The following is a 19,052-nucleotide window of genomic DNA, read 5'->3' on the forward strand; positions in this document are numbered from 1 at the left end:
ATCGCCCAAACTGGTTAAATTTTAACAGTGACAACTACCCTGCCAGATAGGGATAGGTAGCCTGAACAGCCACCGGAGACAACGGATGTGTTTTTAACATACAGAGTATATCCACAATTCGATAGCTCCCGTAATGCAGTAGATGCATGGTATTCCGGTTCCAGGTAATATGCGCTCTGTTGATAATCTTTGTCGTTGAACACCAGCTTTGAAACGTCACTCTCTCTAATAACGACTTCTAACAAGTTCACTGATAAATTGAGTTCACTTCCTATTGGAAAGTTAAAATCATTGTTACTACGTGTTGCTTTATCACAAACTACAAAACGCGAATTACTCATCCCATTTCTAATTTTCTGCATTATGGGATGACCATTATCGGTATTACTCCCAAGCTTAAAATCATAAGGAGAAACAGGTATTGACTCATTTAAGGCAAAGCGTTGCTCTTTGTCATCGAAAGTAACCACACCTTTGAATGTATCAGTCGTGATATTTTCAGAAGCTAAAAGCTTTTTCGTATCACTTTCTGTTACTTGTAGATATTCAACACCAGCAACTAATGTAGAAGCTCCTAAAAAAAGTGTGTTAATTTTGGGTGGATTAACACGAGAGAGATATTCTCCTTCCAAAAGATGATGCATGAGCATGATTTTTTTTGAATAATCGCTTTCACTTAAAACAACATCTTGCCTTGTCAGTTCATCCAGTTGCTTATCAATGCCCCATACGTTGTAACCATTGGGTACATCAACTAACAGCGGTATATCGAGCTCAAGACACGTTTTCAGCTTATCCTTCATTGACACTTTCGTATCAATGTCACTCAACTTATAAAAAACCTTGTTGATAAATCTCAAACCATCATCCTTGCAAGCTACCGATAAAGAGGTCTATTCATGCTATTAATAGCATAAATAGCAGAGTGTCGGAATCAATAAAAACTGGAAAATGATGTCGATGTCAACGTTCTTCTCATGCACGAGATAACATCATGGGAAATTTTTCAAATATTAATGGTATTGACACTCAGTTATGCTTGGAGCTAATCAACCTAACCCACAACCTTAAGGCTCTTTTTACCACTCATTGACAAGTTTCCCGTTGCAGCCTCTTCAATATGATCACTCCACCACGCCATGAGAACTTTACGACGTTCAAGGTAGTCTGTACGGTTGTATGCGCTTCTTACCTTATCTCTATCTACATGAGAAAGTGCAGCTTCAATGATGTCAGGGTCAAAGTTCTGTTCATTTAGAGTGGTACTAGCTAATGCGCGTAAACCGTGAGAAGTTTGCCTGCCCTTCATGCCCATTCTTACTAATGCCTTATTTGCTGTCTCTTTATTGATGTGATTTTTGTTACTTTTGTCGGCAGGGAAAAGGTATTCACTATCACCCGTGATGAAATCAATGGTTTCCAATAGATCTAGAGTTTGTTTTGTTAAAGGGACAGTATGCACTCTTCCCTTTTTCATTCGTTCAGCAGGAATGACCCAAAGCATCTTTTCTCTGTCAATTTCATCCCAACGTGCACCAGCAGTTTCAGCAGGTCTTGTCATGGTGTGAAGTTGCCATTCTAGCAAGCAGCGAGTGATAGGTTTAATTGACGCGTAGTTGATTGTTTTGAGGAGTTCAGGAAGTTCATCAGGAGTTAACGAAGCTTGATTGGTCACCTTAGCTGTTTCAAAGGCTTTACCAATACCTGCGAGCTTGTTGTGCTCAATAACACCTGTGTTTACTGCAAAGGTCATTATCTCATTGAGATTGCGACACAAGCGCCCTACTGTTTCTAATTTACCTTGGTTCGCAATAGGTTTAATTGTTTTGATCGCTTGAGGAGCTGTAATATCGCTAAGTGGACACTGACCTAGATCCGGCAAGAGGTACTTTTCTATTCGTTGTTTTAACTTTTTAGCCGTTTGCTCTTTGACGCTTGTTCTCTTCACTTCAATCCAATCATCAAATACCGACTGTAACGTATTCGCCAATTCTAACTGTTTTTCTCTAAGAGTAGTGTCACGGTGCTCTTTAGGGTCAATACCATCAGCAAGTAGTTCTCTCGCTTCAATAGCTTTGGTTCGAGCTTTAGCAAGCGATACAGATGGGTATTTACCAATACTGAGGTTTGCTCGCTTACGAGTAATTGGACGGTAGTAGTTAAAGAGCCATAATTTGGAACCATTGGGCTTTATTCTCAATGCAAGACCATCACCATCGAGCAGGCTATATTCCTTTTCTTTTGGTTTTGCTTGTAAGATCTGAGTCGCTGTTAATGGGGTTGTTTTCCTAGCCATAGTAACATCACCAATCCGTATTTCCTGTAGTGTTACTAACAGTGTTACTTTAAACGGTGGATTTTACAACACATCATCGGTTCTCTTAGGACTATGAAATAGCTAAGAGACTGATAAAACAAGGAATTACAGGCACAAAAAAGCCCACACTAGGTGGGCTCTTTCGTATAATTTGGTGCCCGCTACTGGACTCGAACCAGTGACACCTTGCATGTCATGCAAGTACTCTAACCAACTGAGCTAAGCGGGCAATGCTGTGAAACTTATCTAACCGCTTTATTAAGTGGCTAACGCTTCAGAACGAGATGGATAATAGCGAGTGATTTGGATCCGTGCAAGGATAAATTTGCACAAAACTGTTCGTTTGCTTTTAAAAACAACAATCAGAATAAATTTTAAACACAAAGCAGATCAATGGCTTGAACTAGATCACATTTAAGTTCAACTTCGATGATTACCTACACCAGCATGCTTCGTGTCTTTTATCCCTTTACTGAGCACTTCGGCGCAAGGTATTAGTTAGAATCTTCGTCCATGTCGAACACGACGTTGTAGTTCTCGGTATAAGTACAGTTAGGTTGACGGCTACAAGTAAAGAAACGTCGGCCTTTATAATCGCCATGGCTTGCGAGTTTGATGATCATAGGGCTGCTACATTTCTTACAGAATCGAACTTCTTTAGATGGCTCAATCAAATCGATGTGTGCTGCCAGTAACCTCTTCAAACGGCTCACTTGATAACTGTGCTTTATTGAAGCGCCAATAAGTGGAAGGCCAGCCGATTTACAAACGTGCATCAATAGCTTCTCGCGATCAACCTTTCCTTTATTCAGCTCTTTTCCATTATCCAATTCGATGATTACACGTGGCTCTAACGTTCGCGGGTCGCACACTACAAAGTCAAAATAACTGCGTGAGATTTTGTTGTTCGCAATAAACCAGTTCTTTTTATTGTTCGCCTTAGCGGGGACAACAATGTTAGACATGCTCACTTTAGCAAATACTTCCCCATGGTTACCCACTGCGGATTTGAGTGCGTTATAGAAGGTCGCTTGTTGCGCCGACATTAACGAGCCTTTCTTTTGATAAGCATGATCTTTGGTGTCATCATTTTTTACTAGATAGTTTTGAATAAAGTAAAAAAACACAACCAGAACAATTACAACGATAAAGATATTAGTCATTTTCCAACACAATCACATTTGTATAGGGATTAAGAGAGTGGTTAGCGTATGTAGAAAAGCGTCACGTGGCAAGCAAAAGAAACAGAGCTGCGAATTGGAATCATGACCTTTGAACGCTTTAATCGTCAGAGGCGGTCTCTTTATCGGCTTCGACAGTTCAAGACATACATCTCCTATTTAATAATCAAATCATCAATTACATATTAAATTGATTTAGATCAAATCGCACCAAGTTGTGACCAATTAGCATAAAAAACGTTAGGCAAATGTTAATAAGGAAATTACTATGGAACTCAAACAAGACCCAAGATGTTATACCGACGTGTGTGTCGATGGTAAGTGGTTCCATTATGACCACTGTGGCACTCAAGCTTATATGCTAAAAGGTGGCGCTTCAGCAGTCATTGAACTCGCTCGAGAACCAGCAACAGAGAGTGAGCTAGTTGAAATGTTAGAAAGTATCGCTAAGTAATACTCTTAATAGATAATATAAAAACTAAGCGAATAGGAGTTGACAACACCCTTACTCGCTTAGTTGCTTAGTTAAATGGTTGCTTTAGGTTCTTTTACTCGATTAAATTTAAACGCTTCTGCCTAAGGGGTATGATTCAGATGAGGCCGCCAAGTATTTAAATTACAGGTTCATTTAAGCTGTATTTTTAACTAAGCAATGACCACTTGGTTACGCCCTGATTGTTTTGCTTGGTATAAAGCGTCATCTGCTGATTTCAAATGCTGTTTGTAGGTACTGCTATTTAATTCTTGATACGTTAAATGAATGGTCGCACCAATTGATGTAGTTAACGCTAACGGACCGGAATACGTTTCTATCGTTTGATCAGCGATTGTTTGCCTTATCATTTCCAACTGTTTGTTTGGGTCTTGAGTGCCAGCAAGCAGTAAAACGAATTCTTCCCCACCCCATCGAGCCAACACATCGTTTGTTGATAGCGCTCGCTCTATACGCTGAGCAACCTCTACCAAAACTTGATCCCCAATATCATGTCCGTATGTATCATTGACTCGTTTAAATTGGTCTAAGTCCAAAATAGCAAGCGTATACCCGAACGGCGACAAACGGTATGGCATTGGCTGAGTTAACAATTGTTCCAGGTAGCGTCTATTGAATAAACCTGTCAACTCACATCTCGTCGATTGCTTAACCAACTCTTTGTTGGTCTTGTGCATAGTGCATAACCTTACCAGAAGTACAGCAAAGCTTATGATGACCATAACACCGAGTACGACAACAATGCGGTCTTTTAAGCTCTGTTTATCTAGCGTCACCTCTGCGAGCTCTTTTTCTGCATTAAGCAGTTCATTCTCTTTCGCTAATGAAGCCGTAGCAAAGTCTTGTTCTAATAAAAAGATATCACTCTGACGCTTTTCAAATAACAGCGCTTTGTTGCCCTTGTAATAAAGCTTGAAATACCGAAGTCCAATTTCACTGTTGCCTTTAGATTCATAGTATTCTGCAAGCGCTTTGAAACCAAGCACCTTCCAACTACGGCTGCCAACAATATCAAACATCGTAGACGAACGTTTTAGATCAAAGAAAACAAAATTATCTTGGTTCAAACCGATATTTGCTAAAGCTCTGTTTAAGTAACACTGACCCAGTTGGAGTGTGTACTTTGCAACACCCGGGTAACCAATACATTGGTTTGTTACTTTCCTTGCTAACTCAAAGTTCTTTTCTGCTAGCAGTACTTCACTCTGAGCTTTTAGAAGAAGGATTTTGTACCTTTCACTTACGCTATCATCATTAAATTTGGTGGCACTTTTATAAGCCTCTCGACCTTTTACTAAGTCGCCACTGCGTAGATAAGCAAATGATTCATTAACATATAACACACCGATGGTTGAACCATCGCGTAATCCACTTTTGATATAGAGTTTTTTGGCCTGTTCGATAAGTTTGAGTGCTTTCGGCCAATCTTCCAGATAGATATAAAGCAATGCCATATTCGACATCAACTTACTGTTATAGATATGCCGTGGGTATTTCTTGCCAAGATTTAAGCCCTTATGAAAAAAATATTGAGCTTCGGAAAAATCATTTTGGATGTTTTTGATCGACCCCACAGTGTTGTAGGCTTTTATCAACAGTTCTTCATACTGGATTGATTCAGCGATACTTATTGCTGCTTTAACTTGAGATTCAGCCTCTACTAATTCACCTTGACTCATCTGCTCAATCGCTAGTTCAACTAAAGATTGCGCCTTTAACCACCCCATATCTTCACGCTGTGCTAATGCCTTGATCTGTCGTGTGTATTCAGACACAGCCTGTTTATCGAGATCATGCTGTGCGAGATTCGATAAAATCATTAGTTCATAACCACGATAGATGGCTTTATGTTGCGTAGGGCTCGTTGCTTTTAAGGTTTCAAGCTTTTGGGAGGCAAGCTTTGGATCACCGCGAGACACATTAAGGATTTCAATGAGTTCAGCGCCATATTGAGTCGCTGATAACTCTTTTTCGGGACTGTACGCGCCTGGGGTTTCTGGTCGAATAGTCTGTAAATCGTCGTCATAAGTTGGATAGAGTAAATACAATCCTAGTACAACACTGATCAGTACGACGAGAAAAAATGAGCCTAACACTCTGTTGTTATTCATTTATAAGTGCCATTACTGATTGCATACCAATTTAATCGACGGTTACCTTAAGCGGTTTCACATTGTACCCGACACATATGGAGATTTAAATCCTGCACATGGGTCGACCCGCGTAGTATTTTTCTCATAAATTAGAATAATCAGATAATTTTCTTGATTTAACTCAGGCAATGATTCTGTAAAAAGGCGTTATAGTTATTTTCCTGTTCCAGCCTCCGTGACTTCTTTAGAAACAACGGAGCAAAATGAGAATTAACAATGACCCAAATTAATGAACAACGTCTCGTAGAACATTTCTGCGATCTAGTGAAAATTGATAGTGAATCTCGTAACGAAAAAGCGATTGCTGAAGCTTTGGCTGAGCAACTCGGTGAACTGGGTTTTGAAGTTCACAAACTGGCGGTTCCTGAAGAAGTGTCTAACGGTTTCAACATCTACGCTCGTCTAGATGGCACTCTTCCAGGTAGCACAGTATTCAGCTGCCACATGGACACAGTAACGCCAGGTATCGGCATTGAGCCAATCATCGAAGACGGTATCATCCGTTCAAAAGGCAACACAATTCTAGGTGGCGACGACAAGTCTGGTATCGCAGCTATCATGGAAGCGGTTCGTTGCATCAAAGCTGAAGGCCAAGAGCACAAAACTATCGAGATTGCGTTTACTGTATTCGAAGAAGGCGGTCTGTTCGGCTCTTTGAACTTCGATATGTCTTACATTCAGTCTGAGCACGCTATCGTACTAGATACAGGCGGCCCAATTGGCACTATCGTCAATGCAGCACCTGGCCAACAGAAAATCGTTGCGAAGATCAAAGGGCGCCCTGCTCACGCGGGTTTAGCGCCAGAAGAAGGCATCAGTGCCATTCAAGTTGCAGCAGACGCGATCACTAAGATGAATCTGCTTCGTATCGATGAAGAAACAACAGCAAACGTGGGTATTGTTGAAGGCGGTCAAGCGACTAACATCGTTATGCCAGAACTTAAAGTCGTGGCTGAAGCTCGCTCTCTAAACGGAGAAAAGCTAACAGCTCAAGTTGAGCACATGATCTCTACATTCCAAGAGAGTGCAAAACAGTTCGGTGCTGAAGTAGAAATCGAATCGACTCGTGCTTACGATGCATTCGTTATCGCAGACGATCACCCGCACATTCTTTCTATCAAATCCGCATTCGAGAAGCTTGGCGTAACAGCGAACACTAAACGCACTGGCGGCGGTAGCGATGCAAACAACTTCAACGCGAAAGGCCTAACAACGGTTAACCTTTCTACAGGTATGGCGAAAGTTCACACCACTGAAGAGCACATTGCAGTGAAAGACATGGTCGCAATCACTGAGTTTGTTGTGGCTTACGTGACTCAATAGTCTTACTGGTTAACTAGCCTGTCTTATTTGTTAACTAGACAATCTTACTCGTTGACGAAATAGAAAATGCCATCTAGTTAACGTCAAAAAGCCGAGTTCACATGTAACGTGTGACTCGGCTTTTTTGTTGTCTTAATTTAGACAGAAGTTCCAATCTAAAACCCCCTACGCTTCCAAAACTGCCCTTCGTCTTTCGCAACAAGGTCGAATGTCTTATCAGCAATGATGTTGCCTTTTAGCTCGACGGTCATGCGCCATTTACCGAGTTTGTTGGAGACAGGCGCCCAGATAGTATCGCCTAAGTAAAAATCCCAGTCATTGTTGCCGACATGCTCTTCACCATCGAACGGTTCGAGCACTTCACCCGTGTCGGTGGTGATGTTCGGGTGATAGATGCAGTAACGGATTTTTTCACCTTTGGCTTTTTTGATATTCAAGATATAGCCAAATTCCACGTCGATTTCAGCATCAACGGTAGTGGTGAACTCTTGGATTTTTGGAAGATCTTTAGATTTGGAATCCCACGTTGTATAGATGCCGTAAGATGTCATGTCGACCACAACAGAGCGCTTTGCCATTTCAATCGTTACCTTGGAGTTGTTCTATTAATTCTATTTGCCACTCACCCAAGCTGGATAAGCACGAGGCTATTCTTGCCAATCTTTTGCCATGCGCTTATTCACCGACGGTTCAATGTCGTGAATGCTGCCATATTGCTCTCGGCACACTTCTATAACTAAATCCGCTTTATATTTGAGTGCGAGTTGGCGGTAGGCTTTCATTTCCCACTGCTTAATAAAAGTATTCGACACCACAACGTCTAACCCTTGCTTCAAGCCGTCTTCTGCAGTGTTCTGACACCACTCATGCGCTTGCTGCAACTGCCTTGGGTCAAAATTATAGTCGCCTTGCTCATTCACGTAATACATATCCGCTTCGACATGCAATGCATCGTAGGTTTTTGCTTTTGTTGACTTGCCGGAACCGGGCAACCCTCGAATGAGTATTAACTTCATCTGTCACTTTACAGGCTAATTTTAAAACATGAGTTTATCTTAAATAGTGACGAGTTTCTCTGATAACTGCCGTTGCTCAACATCCGAAAACCGAGTCCTTATACTCGACTCAGATAATCACTGAATACAATGAGACTCCCCTCGACGTCGGAGAATGACTTCTGAAAGCAAACACAAATAATTTACAACTATCCATTTTGTATATCGACAAGCGTATCAAACTACTATAGATTTAGATGTATAGACGTCTACATATCTAGCTTAGGGAGAAAGCTTTGCCTATTCGCATTCCAGACCAATTGCCAGCATCTGATGTTCTTCGTGAAGAAAACATCTTTATTATGCCGTTATCAAGAGCATCGACACAGGAAATTCGTCCACTTCGAGTCTTGATCCTCAACCTAATGCCAAAGAAGATTGAAACTGAAACTCAATTCTTGCGCCTACTATCCAACAGCCCATTGCAAGTCGATGTAGAGCTGTTGCGTATTGATGACCGACCAAGTAAAAACACGCCGACAGAACACCTTGATAACTTCTACCGTCAATTTGAAATGGTCAAAGGGAGAAACTTTGATGGATTGATCATCACTGGTGCGCCACTTGGCTTGGTTCAATTTGAAGACGTTATCTACTGGGATCATCTAAAAACCATCATGGAATGGGCAAACAAGCATGTGACCTCAACCTTGTATGTGTGTTGGGCTGCTCAAGCTGGCTTAAAGCTCTTGTATGATTTACCAAAACGAACTCGTAAAGATAAGCTTTCTGGGGTTTACAACCACGAGATACATAACCCGTACCACCCAATTTTACGTGGCTTCGACGATACCTTTTTGGCACCGCACTCTCGCTATGCTGATTTCTCTCAGGAATACTTGGCCGAGCATACCGACCTTGATGTTCTTGCGACTTCTGATGTGGCGGGCGTATACCTTGCGGCAACCAAAGATAAGCGAAACGTGTTTGTAACCGGTCACCCTGAATACGATGCGCATACACTTCACAACGAATACATTCGTGATTTGGGTGAAGGCATGGAGCCTGTGATACCAATCAACTACTACCCGAACAACAATCCAGACAACAAGCCTGTAGCAAGTTGGCGTAGTCATGGACACTTATTGTTTTCAAACTGGCTTAACTACTGCGTTTACCAACAAACGCCTTACGATCTGGATCACTTCAGCGAAGACAACTTCACCAAGGACGACTAAGTTCTTTCTTCCGATTCACAAACACATTAAGCCGTCTTCCATAGGTTGTTGATAAAACACCAAATGGGACACGGCTCTTTTATGGTGTTTGGGTCGCATTCCATAATCGACATAACACTTAAATGTATTCGATTTCATATCATAGGTTTGTGTTCAAAAGGAGCTGCACATGCCTAACAAGTCGCTATTACCAAAATCCACCCTGATATCTCATCTAACGCTATTCGCCTCTCTTTCTTTGGTAGGTTGTGTTTCTGTAACCGAAGGTCCACCAAAAATGGCAAGTGATCCAATTGCGATGTCTCAATCACGTATTGAATTGGGTTTGGGCTACATGGGACAAGGTAATATGGTCAAGGCACGTGAAAACCTAGAGCTCGCTATCAAACACGCTCCTAGCTATTACCGCGCCCAACTTTCGATGGCACATTATTACGAGCAAGTTGGCGAAGTAGATGAAGCAAGAACCACTTACCGCAAAGCACTCAGTCTAGATTCAAGAAACGGCAATGTATTGAATAACTACGGTACGTTCTTGTGTAAACAAGGCGAATACGAGCAAGCTGATAAATATTTCAATCGCGCTATTGACCAACCCTACTACTACCTTGTCTCTGCAAGTTATGAGAATGCGGCATTCTGCGCGTTTAAGGCTGGTAATACCGACCAAGCAAAATACTACTTCACACGAGCGATTGACCACGATCCAAATCGCGTAAAATCGATACTACAGCTATCAAAAATTGAAGTGAGTGACGCCGATTACAACGACGCTAGGCTTCGTTTATTCAAATTCCACCAGCGTTATGGCTACCAAATTCCATCGCTTAAAATCTTGGTCGATCTCGAAAACAAAGCAGGTAACAGTGCTCTAGAGAAGAAATATCAGAGTAAGTTAGATGAGTTACTTTCTGCTTAGCGCATATGAAAAACACAAAAAACGGGCTTGTTGCGTTAACAACAAGCCCGTACGTATTTCTGCTTAATATCTTAACTAAGTACAGCCGCTATTTAAGCGCAACCCACTCTTGTCTTTGCTCGTCATCCATAAAGGTCCATGCGATAAAGCGACTCACCTTCTGGCCTTGTGACATCTCGACGACTTTCACTTGTTTAGCTCGCAGCTTACCCAACTCTGAACGAACTATATCGACGTTGTCTTTCTTAGAAATCAATGTCGTAAACCACAAGACTTGAGTAGCAAAAAATTGACTCTCTCTTGCCATCTTCATAATGAAAGCGGCTTCACCACCAGGGCACCAAAGCTCGGCTTTTTGACCACCAAAGTTTAGGGTTGGTTTATCGTGCTTAGTGGATTTATCTAACTTAACTGGCTTCTTATTCGTTTCTGGCTTGAACGACTGACCGGCTTTCTTAGCACGGTTTGCCGCTAGATTATCCAGTTTACGTTGTGAGCCCTTTTCCGCCTCTTCAAGAGAGCTGTGGAATGGCGGGTTACAAATAGTGACATCGTAACGTTCATTATCCTTAATCACACCCTTAAAGATAGATTCAGAGTCGGCTTGCAGACGAGCTCGGATCTTACCTTTTAGATTAGGGTTACTTTCCGCAATGAAGTTCGCTGTTTTGATGGAGATTGAATCAACATCAGTTCCCGTGCAGCGCCACTTATACTCTGTCACACCAATAATTGGATAGATACAGTTTGCACCAACACCAATATCTAATGCTTTCACAGAAGCATGATTATAGGGTTCGCCTTGACCATCGCTATTAAGGATGTCGGCTACTCTGTGAATGTAGTCTGCACGGCCAGGAATTGGCGGACACAAGTAACCAGCAGGAATATCCCAATGTTTAACGCCATAGTGATGCGCCAACAAAGCTTTGTTAAGTCGCTTAACGGCTAATGGATCAGAGAAATTAATGGTGTCTTCACCCACTGGGTTCTTGATCAGATGCTCTTTTAGCTCGGGCAAGGCTGCAACCAACAACTCGAAGTCATAACGACCAGTGTGCTGGTTTCTTGGGTGTAATCCACCTTGAGGTTTTTCAGCCGAGCGTCTTTTCTGAGCTGCGTTCTTGTTAAAAGCCGTTTTATTGAAAGAACCCTTATTAGATGATCCTTTATTTGCACCCGGTTTGCCTTTGCTGTCTTTTGCAAAAGGTCGCTTTGCTTTGTTATTGCCCGCGCCTTTAGGTGCACTATTCTTGCGACTTTTATCAGATATTTTCTTGGTAGAAATACGCTTGTCGCTGCCTTCTTTAGCTTGGTTATCTTTTGTTTTTGCTGATGAAGTACTGTTTTTCGACAGGCTTAGCGTCGTTCTATTTTGTGATTGGCTCATTGGGCTACTTCTTTAAATCTAAATACATCATGAATAAACGGGCATCCAACTCAAGTTGATGATATTCCGGTTCCATGTGACAGCATAGTTGGTAAAAGGCTTTGTCGTGCTCTTTCTCTTTGATATGCGCCAGTTCGTGTACCACCAACATTCTCAGCAAAGGTTCTGGCGCATTTTTAAAAACACTGGCGATACGAATCTCATTCTTCGATTTGATCTTTCCACCGTGATTCTTCGCGACGTAAGAGTGCAGACCTAATGCATTATTAATTAGGTGTATCTTGCCGTCATAAATCACTTTACTGATCGGTGGTGTTTTTTTCATATAACGATTTTTAATCTCAATCGCATAGTCAAACAGGGCTTTCTCGCTTTTTATTTCATGATTCTTTGGGTAGCGAGCTTCGAACCACGGCACCAACTTTCCCGATTCAACTAGTTGAGTTACCGGGTCGAGAATGTGCTTCGGGTAGCCTTGGATATAGCGTAAAGAAGGATGCATGCTGAAAGACCGTACAAGTTACACCACGACAATACGTTGTGGTCTTGAAAATTGAGCCGCATAGTGTAACTGATCACACTTTTCTAATCACCTAGGATTCGTTACACTTTAGCGAGATTCACCAAGAGCTAGACTCAAAAAGAGATTATAAAAATGAAACGTGTTGTATTGTACGTCGCAGACAAATGCCCGCACTGTAAAGATGCACAGCGCTATTTGGATTCAAAGAAAATTGTTTACCGCCTAACGAATGCAAAGATGCAGCGTGGTCGTAAAGAGTTGCAAGCGATGGGAGCTCGCTCTATCCCCTTACTTAAAATCGGCGACCAGGTGATGGTCGGCTGGAATCAGAAGAACTTCGATAAGATGTATAACTCAAAGAGTACCTAAGTGCTCTAAGCCAGTAATACTTCTATATAATAAAGCCCGAATGTCCAATCTAGGATACTCGGGCTTTGTTGTTCTATATTCATGACAACTTGTATATCGAAAATAAACAGGTCGCATTCTTGCAGTTTCTCTATTTACTAAATCCTTGTCAGACAAGCTTCTCATATAAAAAGTCTTTCGATAAAAAAGTCGATGCACCTAGCCCTAGCCTTTGATTTTAAAAGCTGCATTACAATTAGCACATTTGTATTTTTCTTTAATACCAAGGATTCTGTCAAAAATATTACGACGAACTCTAACAATTCTTTGTTCTTTACATTTACACTTCATACTTAATGGCTTCAGTTTTTTTAACGTGGGAGGCGACATATTTAATACCTAATGTAAGTTAACAATCACACGTTCACCAAATAATAATACAACGCACCTCACAGTTTTATATTTAAATAGTGTGATACTGAGCAATTAATCAGTAAAAGAACGTCATTTAAATGCCATAAAAATCACAAAATAACACATTGAAATGTAGTAGATATTTTACGTAAATTTGTATTGATAGATAACACAACAAGACAATCACACGTAGCGCTTAACGAAATCAATAAAGGTTCGGTCCGCCTTCGACAAGTACCCTTCCTTTCTCCAAGCCAAAGATAGATTGAGTTTTACAGGATCTTTAAATGGCACCCCCACGACGTCTTCTTCGTATTCTGTGACCAAACTCAGCAGCGCAGTAATGGCAAATTCTCGTTTTACTATAGAAAGAATCATTGGCAATAAGTTGGTTTCGAAGGCGATGGTCATATCGAGATTGTATTTTTTACAGGTCGCATCAATGAAATCACGGTGGAAATAACCCGACTTGAACATAATCAGTTCTTGAGCGAAAAACTCTTCAAAGGTAATGAATGGTTGTGACGCTAATGGGTGTTCTTTACCAACAACAGCTAGCATCTCAGAACTCAACAAGTGATCGGTTTCGAGATCATCTGGGACATTTTCATGATTGATAACCCCGATATCCAGCTCGCCGTTTAACAGCATTTCACGAATCGAAGCGGTACCAGCATCTATAAGCGTCAGTTTTAGGTTTGGGTATTGGCTTTTAAAGGCCATCACCACCTGTGGGAAAAAGTAGCTCCCCATCATACTTGGAGCGCCTAATCGAACCTCGCCTTTTTCTAGTCCCTTTAGCTCATTCATTGCGAGTTGAGCATCATCAAACTGCTGGGCGATTCGCTTTGCATGCTCAAACAGTACCTTTCCCTCTTCCGTTAAGGTGACGGATTTATCTCCTCGACGAAATAGAATCAACTCAAGCGTCTGTTCTAGTTTTTTAATGGAGATACTCAATGCAGGCTGTGCGATATGCAGCGCTTTTGCAGCCTGGGTAAAATTACCAAACTGAGCAACGGCCAGAAAATGTCGAAGAGGTTTTGATTCAAGCATGGCGATATATTTAATATATAGAGGTGATATTTTTAATATATTTCTTTAATCACACTTGTACTGATAACTTGTTCACAAATAGCTTACTTACTCGCGCAGGCACAACGTAAATGTTTGATAAAGGCAGTCCTCAATACAAACGCATCACCCAATCATTGGCGATTGGTTCATTTATCATTTTCTGTAACCTTTACCTCTTTCAGCCTATCTTGCCGCACATGGCGGAGCACTTCCAAGTATCTGAAACTCAGATCAACTGGCTGTTTGCCGCGACAACACTTGGGCTTTCCATCAGCTTGGTGCCTTGGGCAATCGCTTCTGAAACCTTTGGTCGAAAACCCATCATTCTGTTCAGTCTGTTCGCTATTCCTTTGATTGGATTGAGCATGGTGTTCACGACTACCCTGCTACAACTTGTTATTGCCAGAGCATTTATGGGAATCGCAGTCGCTGCTTTTGCAGGCGTGGCGGTTGCCTATATGGTCGAAGAGTTATCACCCAAAGCATTTGCAGTCGCGATCGGTGGTTATATTGCAGCCAACTCATTGGGTGGAATTTTCGGACGTGTATTGGGTGGCTTGATTACGGATTATTTTGACTGGCACGCAACGGTTTTGTTTTTCGTGGTCGGCTCCTTAATCGGCGCTCTCTATATTGCGTATAGTCTGCCTGACCAACAAAACTTCAAACCTCAAAAAGGGTTGTTCTTTCATCATAACCGCTCGGTTGTGATGCACTTAAGAAACCGTACCTTGTGGCTCGCGATGTTGATTGGTGGCGCTAACTTCGCGCTATTCGTTAACCTGTATTCAGTAATGGGCTTTAGGTTGGTATCCGAACCTCACTCAGTGCCTGTGGGCTTAGCTTCACTGATATTCCTATGTTACTTGGCCGGTACGGTAAGCTCTAAGCTCTCCAACAAATGGACACTTCGCTTTGACCCGTTAAACGGTATATTGATGGGCGTGTGTATTAGCTTAATCGGAATGTTGGTTTCTGCCGTCGACAAAGTCCCATTCATGTTAGCTGGGTTGTTATTGATCAGTGGCGGAGCTTTTTTCGCCCATACCCTAGCCTATTCTTGGGTAAGTCAAAAAGCGCCGAGCGCTAAGGCCACAGCAACCGCGCTATACCTTGTGCACTATTATATCGGCGGAAGCTTGGGTGGATTCTTGCTCTTGTATTGCTGGCAGTTGTTCGGTTGGAATGGTGTTATCGCCGGTGGGTCTATCTTTTATGTCGCGATATTTGCATGGGTCTACCAGTTAAAACAACTTCAAGTGTCAGCCTCTAAACTCGCACAAGCATAAGTACGACCGAGGTTGTAACTCAATTATTGCTTTTGATTAACGTCCGTTCTGATATCCTACGCAAAATTTCATTTCGGAACCTGTTATGTCGAACACTCAAAGCTCAGATCTTCAAACCATCCATGACCAAGTAAAACAGTGGTTAGACGATGTCGTTATTGGCCTAAACCTGTGTCCATTCGCAGCCAAGCCGCAACGCAATAAACAGATTAAGATCTTTGTGAGTGAAGCAAATACGGAAGAAGCGTTGTTGGGAGACATCATGACGCATTTCGTAGAGTTAGATAACACGCCAGTCCCAGAATTAGAGACGACTTTGGTGGTTGTGCCTAACATGCTGCAAGATTTCTTCGACTACAACATGTTCATTGATTGGATTGAAGCCTTGATCAAGCAAGAAGATTGGGAAGGCGTTTATCAAGTGGCAACCTTCCACCCAGACTATTGCTTTGGTGGTGCGGATCCAGAAGACGATGAAAATCTTACTAACCGCTCTCCGTATCCGGTTTACCATTTGATTCGTGAAGCGAGTATGGAAAAAGTGTTGAAGCGCTACCCCAACCCTGAAGCGATTCCTGATACCAACATCGCGAGAGTTGAATCTTTAACACCCGAAGAGCGTCGTAAGTTGTTCCCTTATCTATTCAGTTAAGAACTAACCTTTGAGCTTTAAGAGCTGACAGCTTCAACTTACCAGTCTGAGTGTTCTTGATGATATGGGCGAGATATAAACTGATCTCGTCCATTTTGTTTAGCAATGTACAGGCATTCATCGGCAACTTTGATTAGCGAGTCTAATGCCGACATTCTCTCCCCTTTGCTATCTCCAGTACTCAACTCAAAATGACACGCACCGATTGATATGGTGATAGGCTTACTATCTAGTGTGATTTTCTTCATTTCTTGTAAAAGAGTCATGAACTTATCTTCAACACAACTTGGTGTACTATTTGGATACCAAAGAATGAACTCTTCACCACCAAAACGCGCCACAAACTCTCCATCTTGAATATTATTGCGCAGAACGTTTGCCACTTTCTTTAAAACAACGTCACCCATTTGGTGACCGTAAGTGTCATTAACGACCTTAAAGAAATCGATGTCTACGACGGCTAGTGTCCCTTTACCTAGAGAGCCTTTTAACTGCTCCACTTCTGCATTCAACGTTTTGAACAAGCAACGTCGATTCGGCAAGTGTGTAAGAGGATCGTACAAAGCTTGATATTCAAGTTTTTCATTTAACTCTGTCAGTTTACGTTCTTGCTGTCTTCTCACCAGTTCCACTTCAATCCATGACGCCATTAACCGCATAACGTCGATATCGAACTCTTTAAACTCGCGATGATAGGGAGCTGGGCTTGAAAAGTTTAAGGTGCCATAAAGCTCATCATTGACGAAAATCGGGATACCAATGTAAGACTCTAGCCCAAAAGATTGGTAGGCAGGATGTGTCGCATACTTGTCATGTTTGCCGCAATGCTCAATACAAATAGGGCCAACAGATTTGCACGTAATCTCACAATAGGTCGAACTATAGTCGAAGATATCGCCACTATTGAGCTCAACCCCTTCAGGTGTGACAGAGTGTTCAACTAAGTAAGTATTACCCTCGACTTTAGATAAGATACCAATATCAAGGTTGAAGCGTTCAAGCCCCATGATAAGCAGCTGAGCGATCTGAATATCGAACCCTTTTCGATAATCATTGGTGATTTGATACAAACGACGTATAACAACTTCACTTTCATTAGCTTGGTGCATAACTGTGATCCTACGACGGAGAACTGATTGGCAATATTACGTGTGGCCTACTGTAAATTATATATTAATCAATTAGTTTTTATGCAAGATACCTCATTAAACCAATGAATAAAAGTCGACTTTGCGTTAGCACCCTATTCCCAGCTTTGGTAAAATACCCCATTAACGAAACAGAATGGATAGGAAAATGAACCTTTCTCAACTAAGCCAAGAAATCTACGATCACCTTTACCGCGACATTGAAGAGTTCCGCAGTACTTTTGATCTGCCTGTTGCTGCTCCTGAAACAATGGACGAAAAAGGCGATACGCTACACACATCTCTAGCGATCGAAGAACTAACAGAACTTGCAGAAGCTGACTCTAAAATCGAACAAGCGGACGCTATTGTAGACAGCGTTTATGTTTTGATGGGACGTTTAGTTCACCTTGGCCAAGCTAAGGTAGAAGACAACCTAGCAATCAGCTACCTGATCGACCTACTGTTGAATGTTTCTAAAAACCGTTCAATTGACTTTCTGCCTTGTTGGAACGAAGTACACTCAAGCAACATGAGCAAAGTGTGCCGTAACGAAACAGAATACGCAGAAACAGAAGCTTTCTATGCTGAGCAGAACATCAAACTGATGGCTGTTCAAAAAGGTGAATACATCATCGCTAAGTGTGCGGAAGATTTCGTATCGGAAGGCAAGACAGTTCGCCAAGGTAAAGTACTAAAATCAGTACATTACCGCCCTGCGAACCTTGAGTCTCTAACGGCTTAAGTAAGGCTACAACTGAAGCACTTTAAAGCCGCAGTTGACTGAAATCGAAAACGCCACGTTATTTTAACGTGGCGTTTTATTATCTATTAGAAAACCCTAGCTGTGGTAATTGGAGCCTTGTATTAGAAACAGAACACTATACCAGTCGTGCCATGTGATAAGCCGCCACATATTCGCCATTTCTGAAAGCGAACCCAGCCGACTCTCCTTCAATAACAAAACCGAATTTCTTGTAGAGACTGATCGCTCTTTCGTTATCGGTGTACACCGTTAGCTCCAGTCGTTTGATGTTAATCCAGTTATCACACAAGTCGATCGCGGTCGCGAGCAGTTGACTACCGACACCTTTGCCTAATACATCGTCTTTAACACCCATACCGAATGAAGCAACATGACGCCTTCTCGGGTTTACACACACTTCCATTCCCAAATTACCAACAATCTCATCGTCGATCATCGCGACATACGAGTACACGTTGTCGGGCATATTTGAGATTCGTTTCTGCCAGCTTTCCAGAGATGGATTTGGGAGTTGCAGCGTACCGGTATAAGCGTTTGTGCATTCGTAAACTTCTTTGATTCCCTTTGCATCTGACGGTTCAGACCGTCTCACTATAATACTCATCGCAACTCCTACTATTTTCATCGCTAAATATGAAACACATCCTTAATGTGCACCTAGACACACTATCAAATAGTAAATATTTAACAATAGGTTAGATGGAATTGTTTTGCTTAAATCTTATATAGAGTTGAGATATATGTGTACTTAAAAGAATGCAGCTCACTCGATTTAAGTCTTACCATCTTGTACCACGAAGGAAGAACCAAACCTTACGCTTTAGGAAGGCTCATAAAAAAGACCAGA

General features: G+C 41.8%; 19 protein-coding genes and 1 tRNA gene. 8 read left to right on the forward strand and 12 right to left on the reverse strand.

The annotated features are described in order from the left end of the window. Positions 1–14 precede the first annotated feature (14 nt). From AB6E08_RS13020 to AB6E08_RS13035, 4 genes are all read right to left on the reverse strand, one after another. Positions 15–860 carry a hypothetical protein gene (locus tag AB6E08_RS13020; protein ID WP_372159976.1) on the reverse strand — a complete coding sequence of 282 codons (846 nt, stop codon included), beginning with the start codon at positions 858–860 and terminating at the stop codon, positions 15–17. Positions 861–1,054: 194 nt separating this feature from the next. Then, on the reverse strand, positions 1,055–2,296 hold the full coding sequence (locus AB6E08_RS13025) for an integrase domain-containing protein (protein WP_372064513.1): 1,242 nt from the start codon (positions 2,294–2,296) through the stop codon (positions 1,055–1,057). Positions 2,297–2,469: 173 nt separating this feature from the next. Continuing rightward, positions 2,470–2,546: transfer RNA gene (locus AB6E08_RS13030), tRNA-Val, on the reverse strand. A gap of 265 nt (positions 2,547–2,811) precedes the next feature. Continuing rightward, positions 2,812–3,480: a DUF2726 domain-containing protein gene (locus AB6E08_RS13035; RefSeq protein WP_029223195.1), complete on the reverse strand. Its 669-nt coding sequence runs from the start codon at positions 3,478–3,480 to the stop codon at positions 2,812–2,814. 286 nt (positions 3,481–3,766) lie between these two features. On the opposite strand from AB6E08_RS13035, the gene AB6E08_RS13040 reads away from it, so the two are divergent. Next, positions 3,767–3,952, forward strand: coding sequence for a hypothetical protein (locus AB6E08_RS13040; protein ID WP_009846910.1), 186 nt, complete (start codon positions 3,767–3,769; stop codon positions 3,950–3,952). 191 nt (positions 3,953–4,143) lie between these two features. Here AB6E08_RS13040 and AB6E08_RS13045 read toward each other — a convergent pair whose 3' ends face one another. Then, on the reverse strand, positions 4,144–6,102 hold the full coding sequence (locus tag AB6E08_RS13045) for a diguanylate cyclase (RefSeq protein ID WP_372064510.1): 1,959 nt from the start codon (positions 6,100–6,102) through the stop codon (positions 4,144–4,146). A 258-nt stretch (positions 6,103–6,360) separates the two neighbouring features. Between AB6E08_RS13045 and AB6E08_RS13050 the strand changes: the two genes are divergently transcribed. Then, positions 6,361–7,467: a M20/M25/M40 family metallo-hydrolase gene (locus tag AB6E08_RS13050; protein ID WP_372064508.1), complete on the forward strand. Its 1,107-nt coding sequence runs from the start codon at positions 6,361–6,363 to the stop codon at positions 7,465–7,467. Between the two features lie 155 nt (positions 7,468–7,622). On the opposite strand, the gene AB6E08_RS13055 is transcribed toward AB6E08_RS13050, so the two are convergent. Further along, the gene (locus tag AB6E08_RS13055) at positions 7,623–8,045 is read right to left on the reverse strand and encodes a DUF3859 domain-containing protein (RefSeq protein ID WP_012604104.1); all 423 of its coding nucleotides are present in this window, start codon (positions 8,043–8,045) and stop codon (positions 7,623–7,625) included. 69 nt (positions 8,046–8,114) lie between these two features. Next, positions 8,115–8,483, reverse strand: coding sequence for an ATP-binding protein (locus tag AB6E08_RS13060; protein ID WP_372064506.1), 369 nt, complete (start codon positions 8,481–8,483; stop codon positions 8,115–8,117). Positions 8,484–8,758: 275 nt separating this feature from the next. Here AB6E08_RS13060 and metA point away from each other — a divergent pair, with 275 nt between their 5' ends. Both metA and pilW read left to right on the forward strand, forming a co-directional pair. Further along, complete coding sequence (gene metA, locus AB6E08_RS13065; protein WP_012604106.1) at positions 8,759–9,700, forward strand: homoserine O-succinyltransferase; 942 nt, start codon at positions 8,759–8,761, stop codon at positions 9,698–9,700. Between the two features lie 169 nt (positions 9,701–9,869). Beyond that, positions 9,870–10,619 (forward strand): type IV pilus biogenesis/stability protein PilW, encoded by a 750-nt coding sequence (gene pilW / locus AB6E08_RS13070; protein WP_009846916.1) that lies wholly within the window; start codon positions 9,870–9,872, stop codon positions 10,617–10,619. Positions 10,620–10,707: 88 nt separating this feature from the next. Here pilW and rlmF read toward each other — a convergent pair whose 3' ends face one another. Next, positions 10,708–12,009 carry a 23S rRNA (adenine(1618)-N(6))-methyltransferase RlmF gene (gene rlmF, locus AB6E08_RS13075; protein WP_372064503.1) on the reverse strand — a complete coding sequence of 434 codons (1,302 nt, stop codon included), beginning with the start codon at positions 12,007–12,009 and terminating at the stop codon, positions 10,708–10,710. A gap of 4 nt (positions 12,010–12,013) precedes the next feature. Beyond that, the gene (locus AB6E08_RS13080) at positions 12,014–12,511 is read right to left on the reverse strand and encodes a YgjP-like metallopeptidase domain-containing protein (RefSeq protein ID WP_004734935.1); all 498 of its coding nucleotides are present in this window, start codon (positions 12,509–12,511) and stop codon (positions 12,014–12,016) included. Positions 12,512–12,664: 153 nt separating this feature from the next. On the opposite strand from AB6E08_RS13080, the gene AB6E08_RS13085 reads away from it, so the two are divergent. After that, positions 12,665–12,901, forward strand: coding sequence for a glutaredoxin family protein (locus AB6E08_RS13085; RefSeq protein ID WP_372064501.1), 237 nt, complete (start codon positions 12,665–12,667; stop codon positions 12,899–12,901). 576 nt (positions 12,902–13,477) lie between these two features. Here AB6E08_RS13085 and AB6E08_RS13090 read toward each other — a convergent pair. Beyond that, entirely contained in the window at positions 13,478–14,350 is an 873-nt protein-coding gene (locus AB6E08_RS13090) for a LysR family transcriptional regulator (protein WP_102258528.1), read from the reverse strand. Between the two features lie 110 nt (positions 14,351–14,460). Between AB6E08_RS13090 and AB6E08_RS13095 the strand changes: the two genes are divergently transcribed. Together AB6E08_RS13095 and AB6E08_RS13100 are read left to right on the forward strand one after the other, a co-directional pair. Then, positions 14,461–15,660: an MFS transporter gene (locus AB6E08_RS13095; protein ID WP_102453538.1), complete on the forward strand. Its 1,200-nt coding sequence runs from the start codon at positions 14,461–14,463 to the stop codon at positions 15,658–15,660. 85 nt (positions 15,661–15,745) lie between these two features. Beyond that, entirely contained in the window at positions 15,746–16,312 is a 567-nt protein-coding gene (locus tag AB6E08_RS13100) for a DUF1415 domain-containing protein (RefSeq protein WP_372064498.1), read from the forward strand. Positions 16,313–16,350: 38 nt separating this feature from the next. Here AB6E08_RS13100 and AB6E08_RS13105 read toward each other — a convergent pair whose 3' ends face one another. After that, positions 16,351–17,421: a diguanylate cyclase domain-containing protein gene (locus AB6E08_RS13105; RefSeq protein WP_372064496.1), complete on the reverse strand. Its 1,071-nt coding sequence runs from the start codon at positions 17,419–17,421 to the stop codon at positions 16,351–16,353. Between the two features lie 187 nt (positions 17,422–17,608). On the opposite strand from AB6E08_RS13105, the gene AB6E08_RS13110 reads away from it, so the two are divergent. Further along, positions 17,609–18,184 carry a nucleoside triphosphate pyrophosphohydrolase family protein gene (locus AB6E08_RS13110; RefSeq protein WP_372064494.1) on the forward strand — a complete coding sequence of 192 codons (576 nt, stop codon included), beginning with the start codon at positions 17,609–17,611 and terminating at the stop codon, positions 18,182–18,184. 136 nt (positions 18,185–18,320) lie between these two features. On the opposite strand, the gene AB6E08_RS13115 is transcribed toward AB6E08_RS13110, so the two are convergent. Further along, positions 18,321–18,809: a GNAT family N-acetyltransferase gene (locus AB6E08_RS13115; protein ID WP_017109820.1), complete on the reverse strand. Its 489-nt coding sequence runs from the start codon at positions 18,807–18,809 to the stop codon at positions 18,321–18,323. Positions 18,810–19,052: the final 243 nt, after the last annotated feature.

The sequence above is a fragment of the Vibrio sp. 10N.247.310.24 genome (assembly GCF_041467175.1).
GTDB lineage: Bacteria > Pseudomonadota > Gammaproteobacteria > Enterobacterales > Vibrionaceae > Vibrio > Vibrio tasmaniensis_A.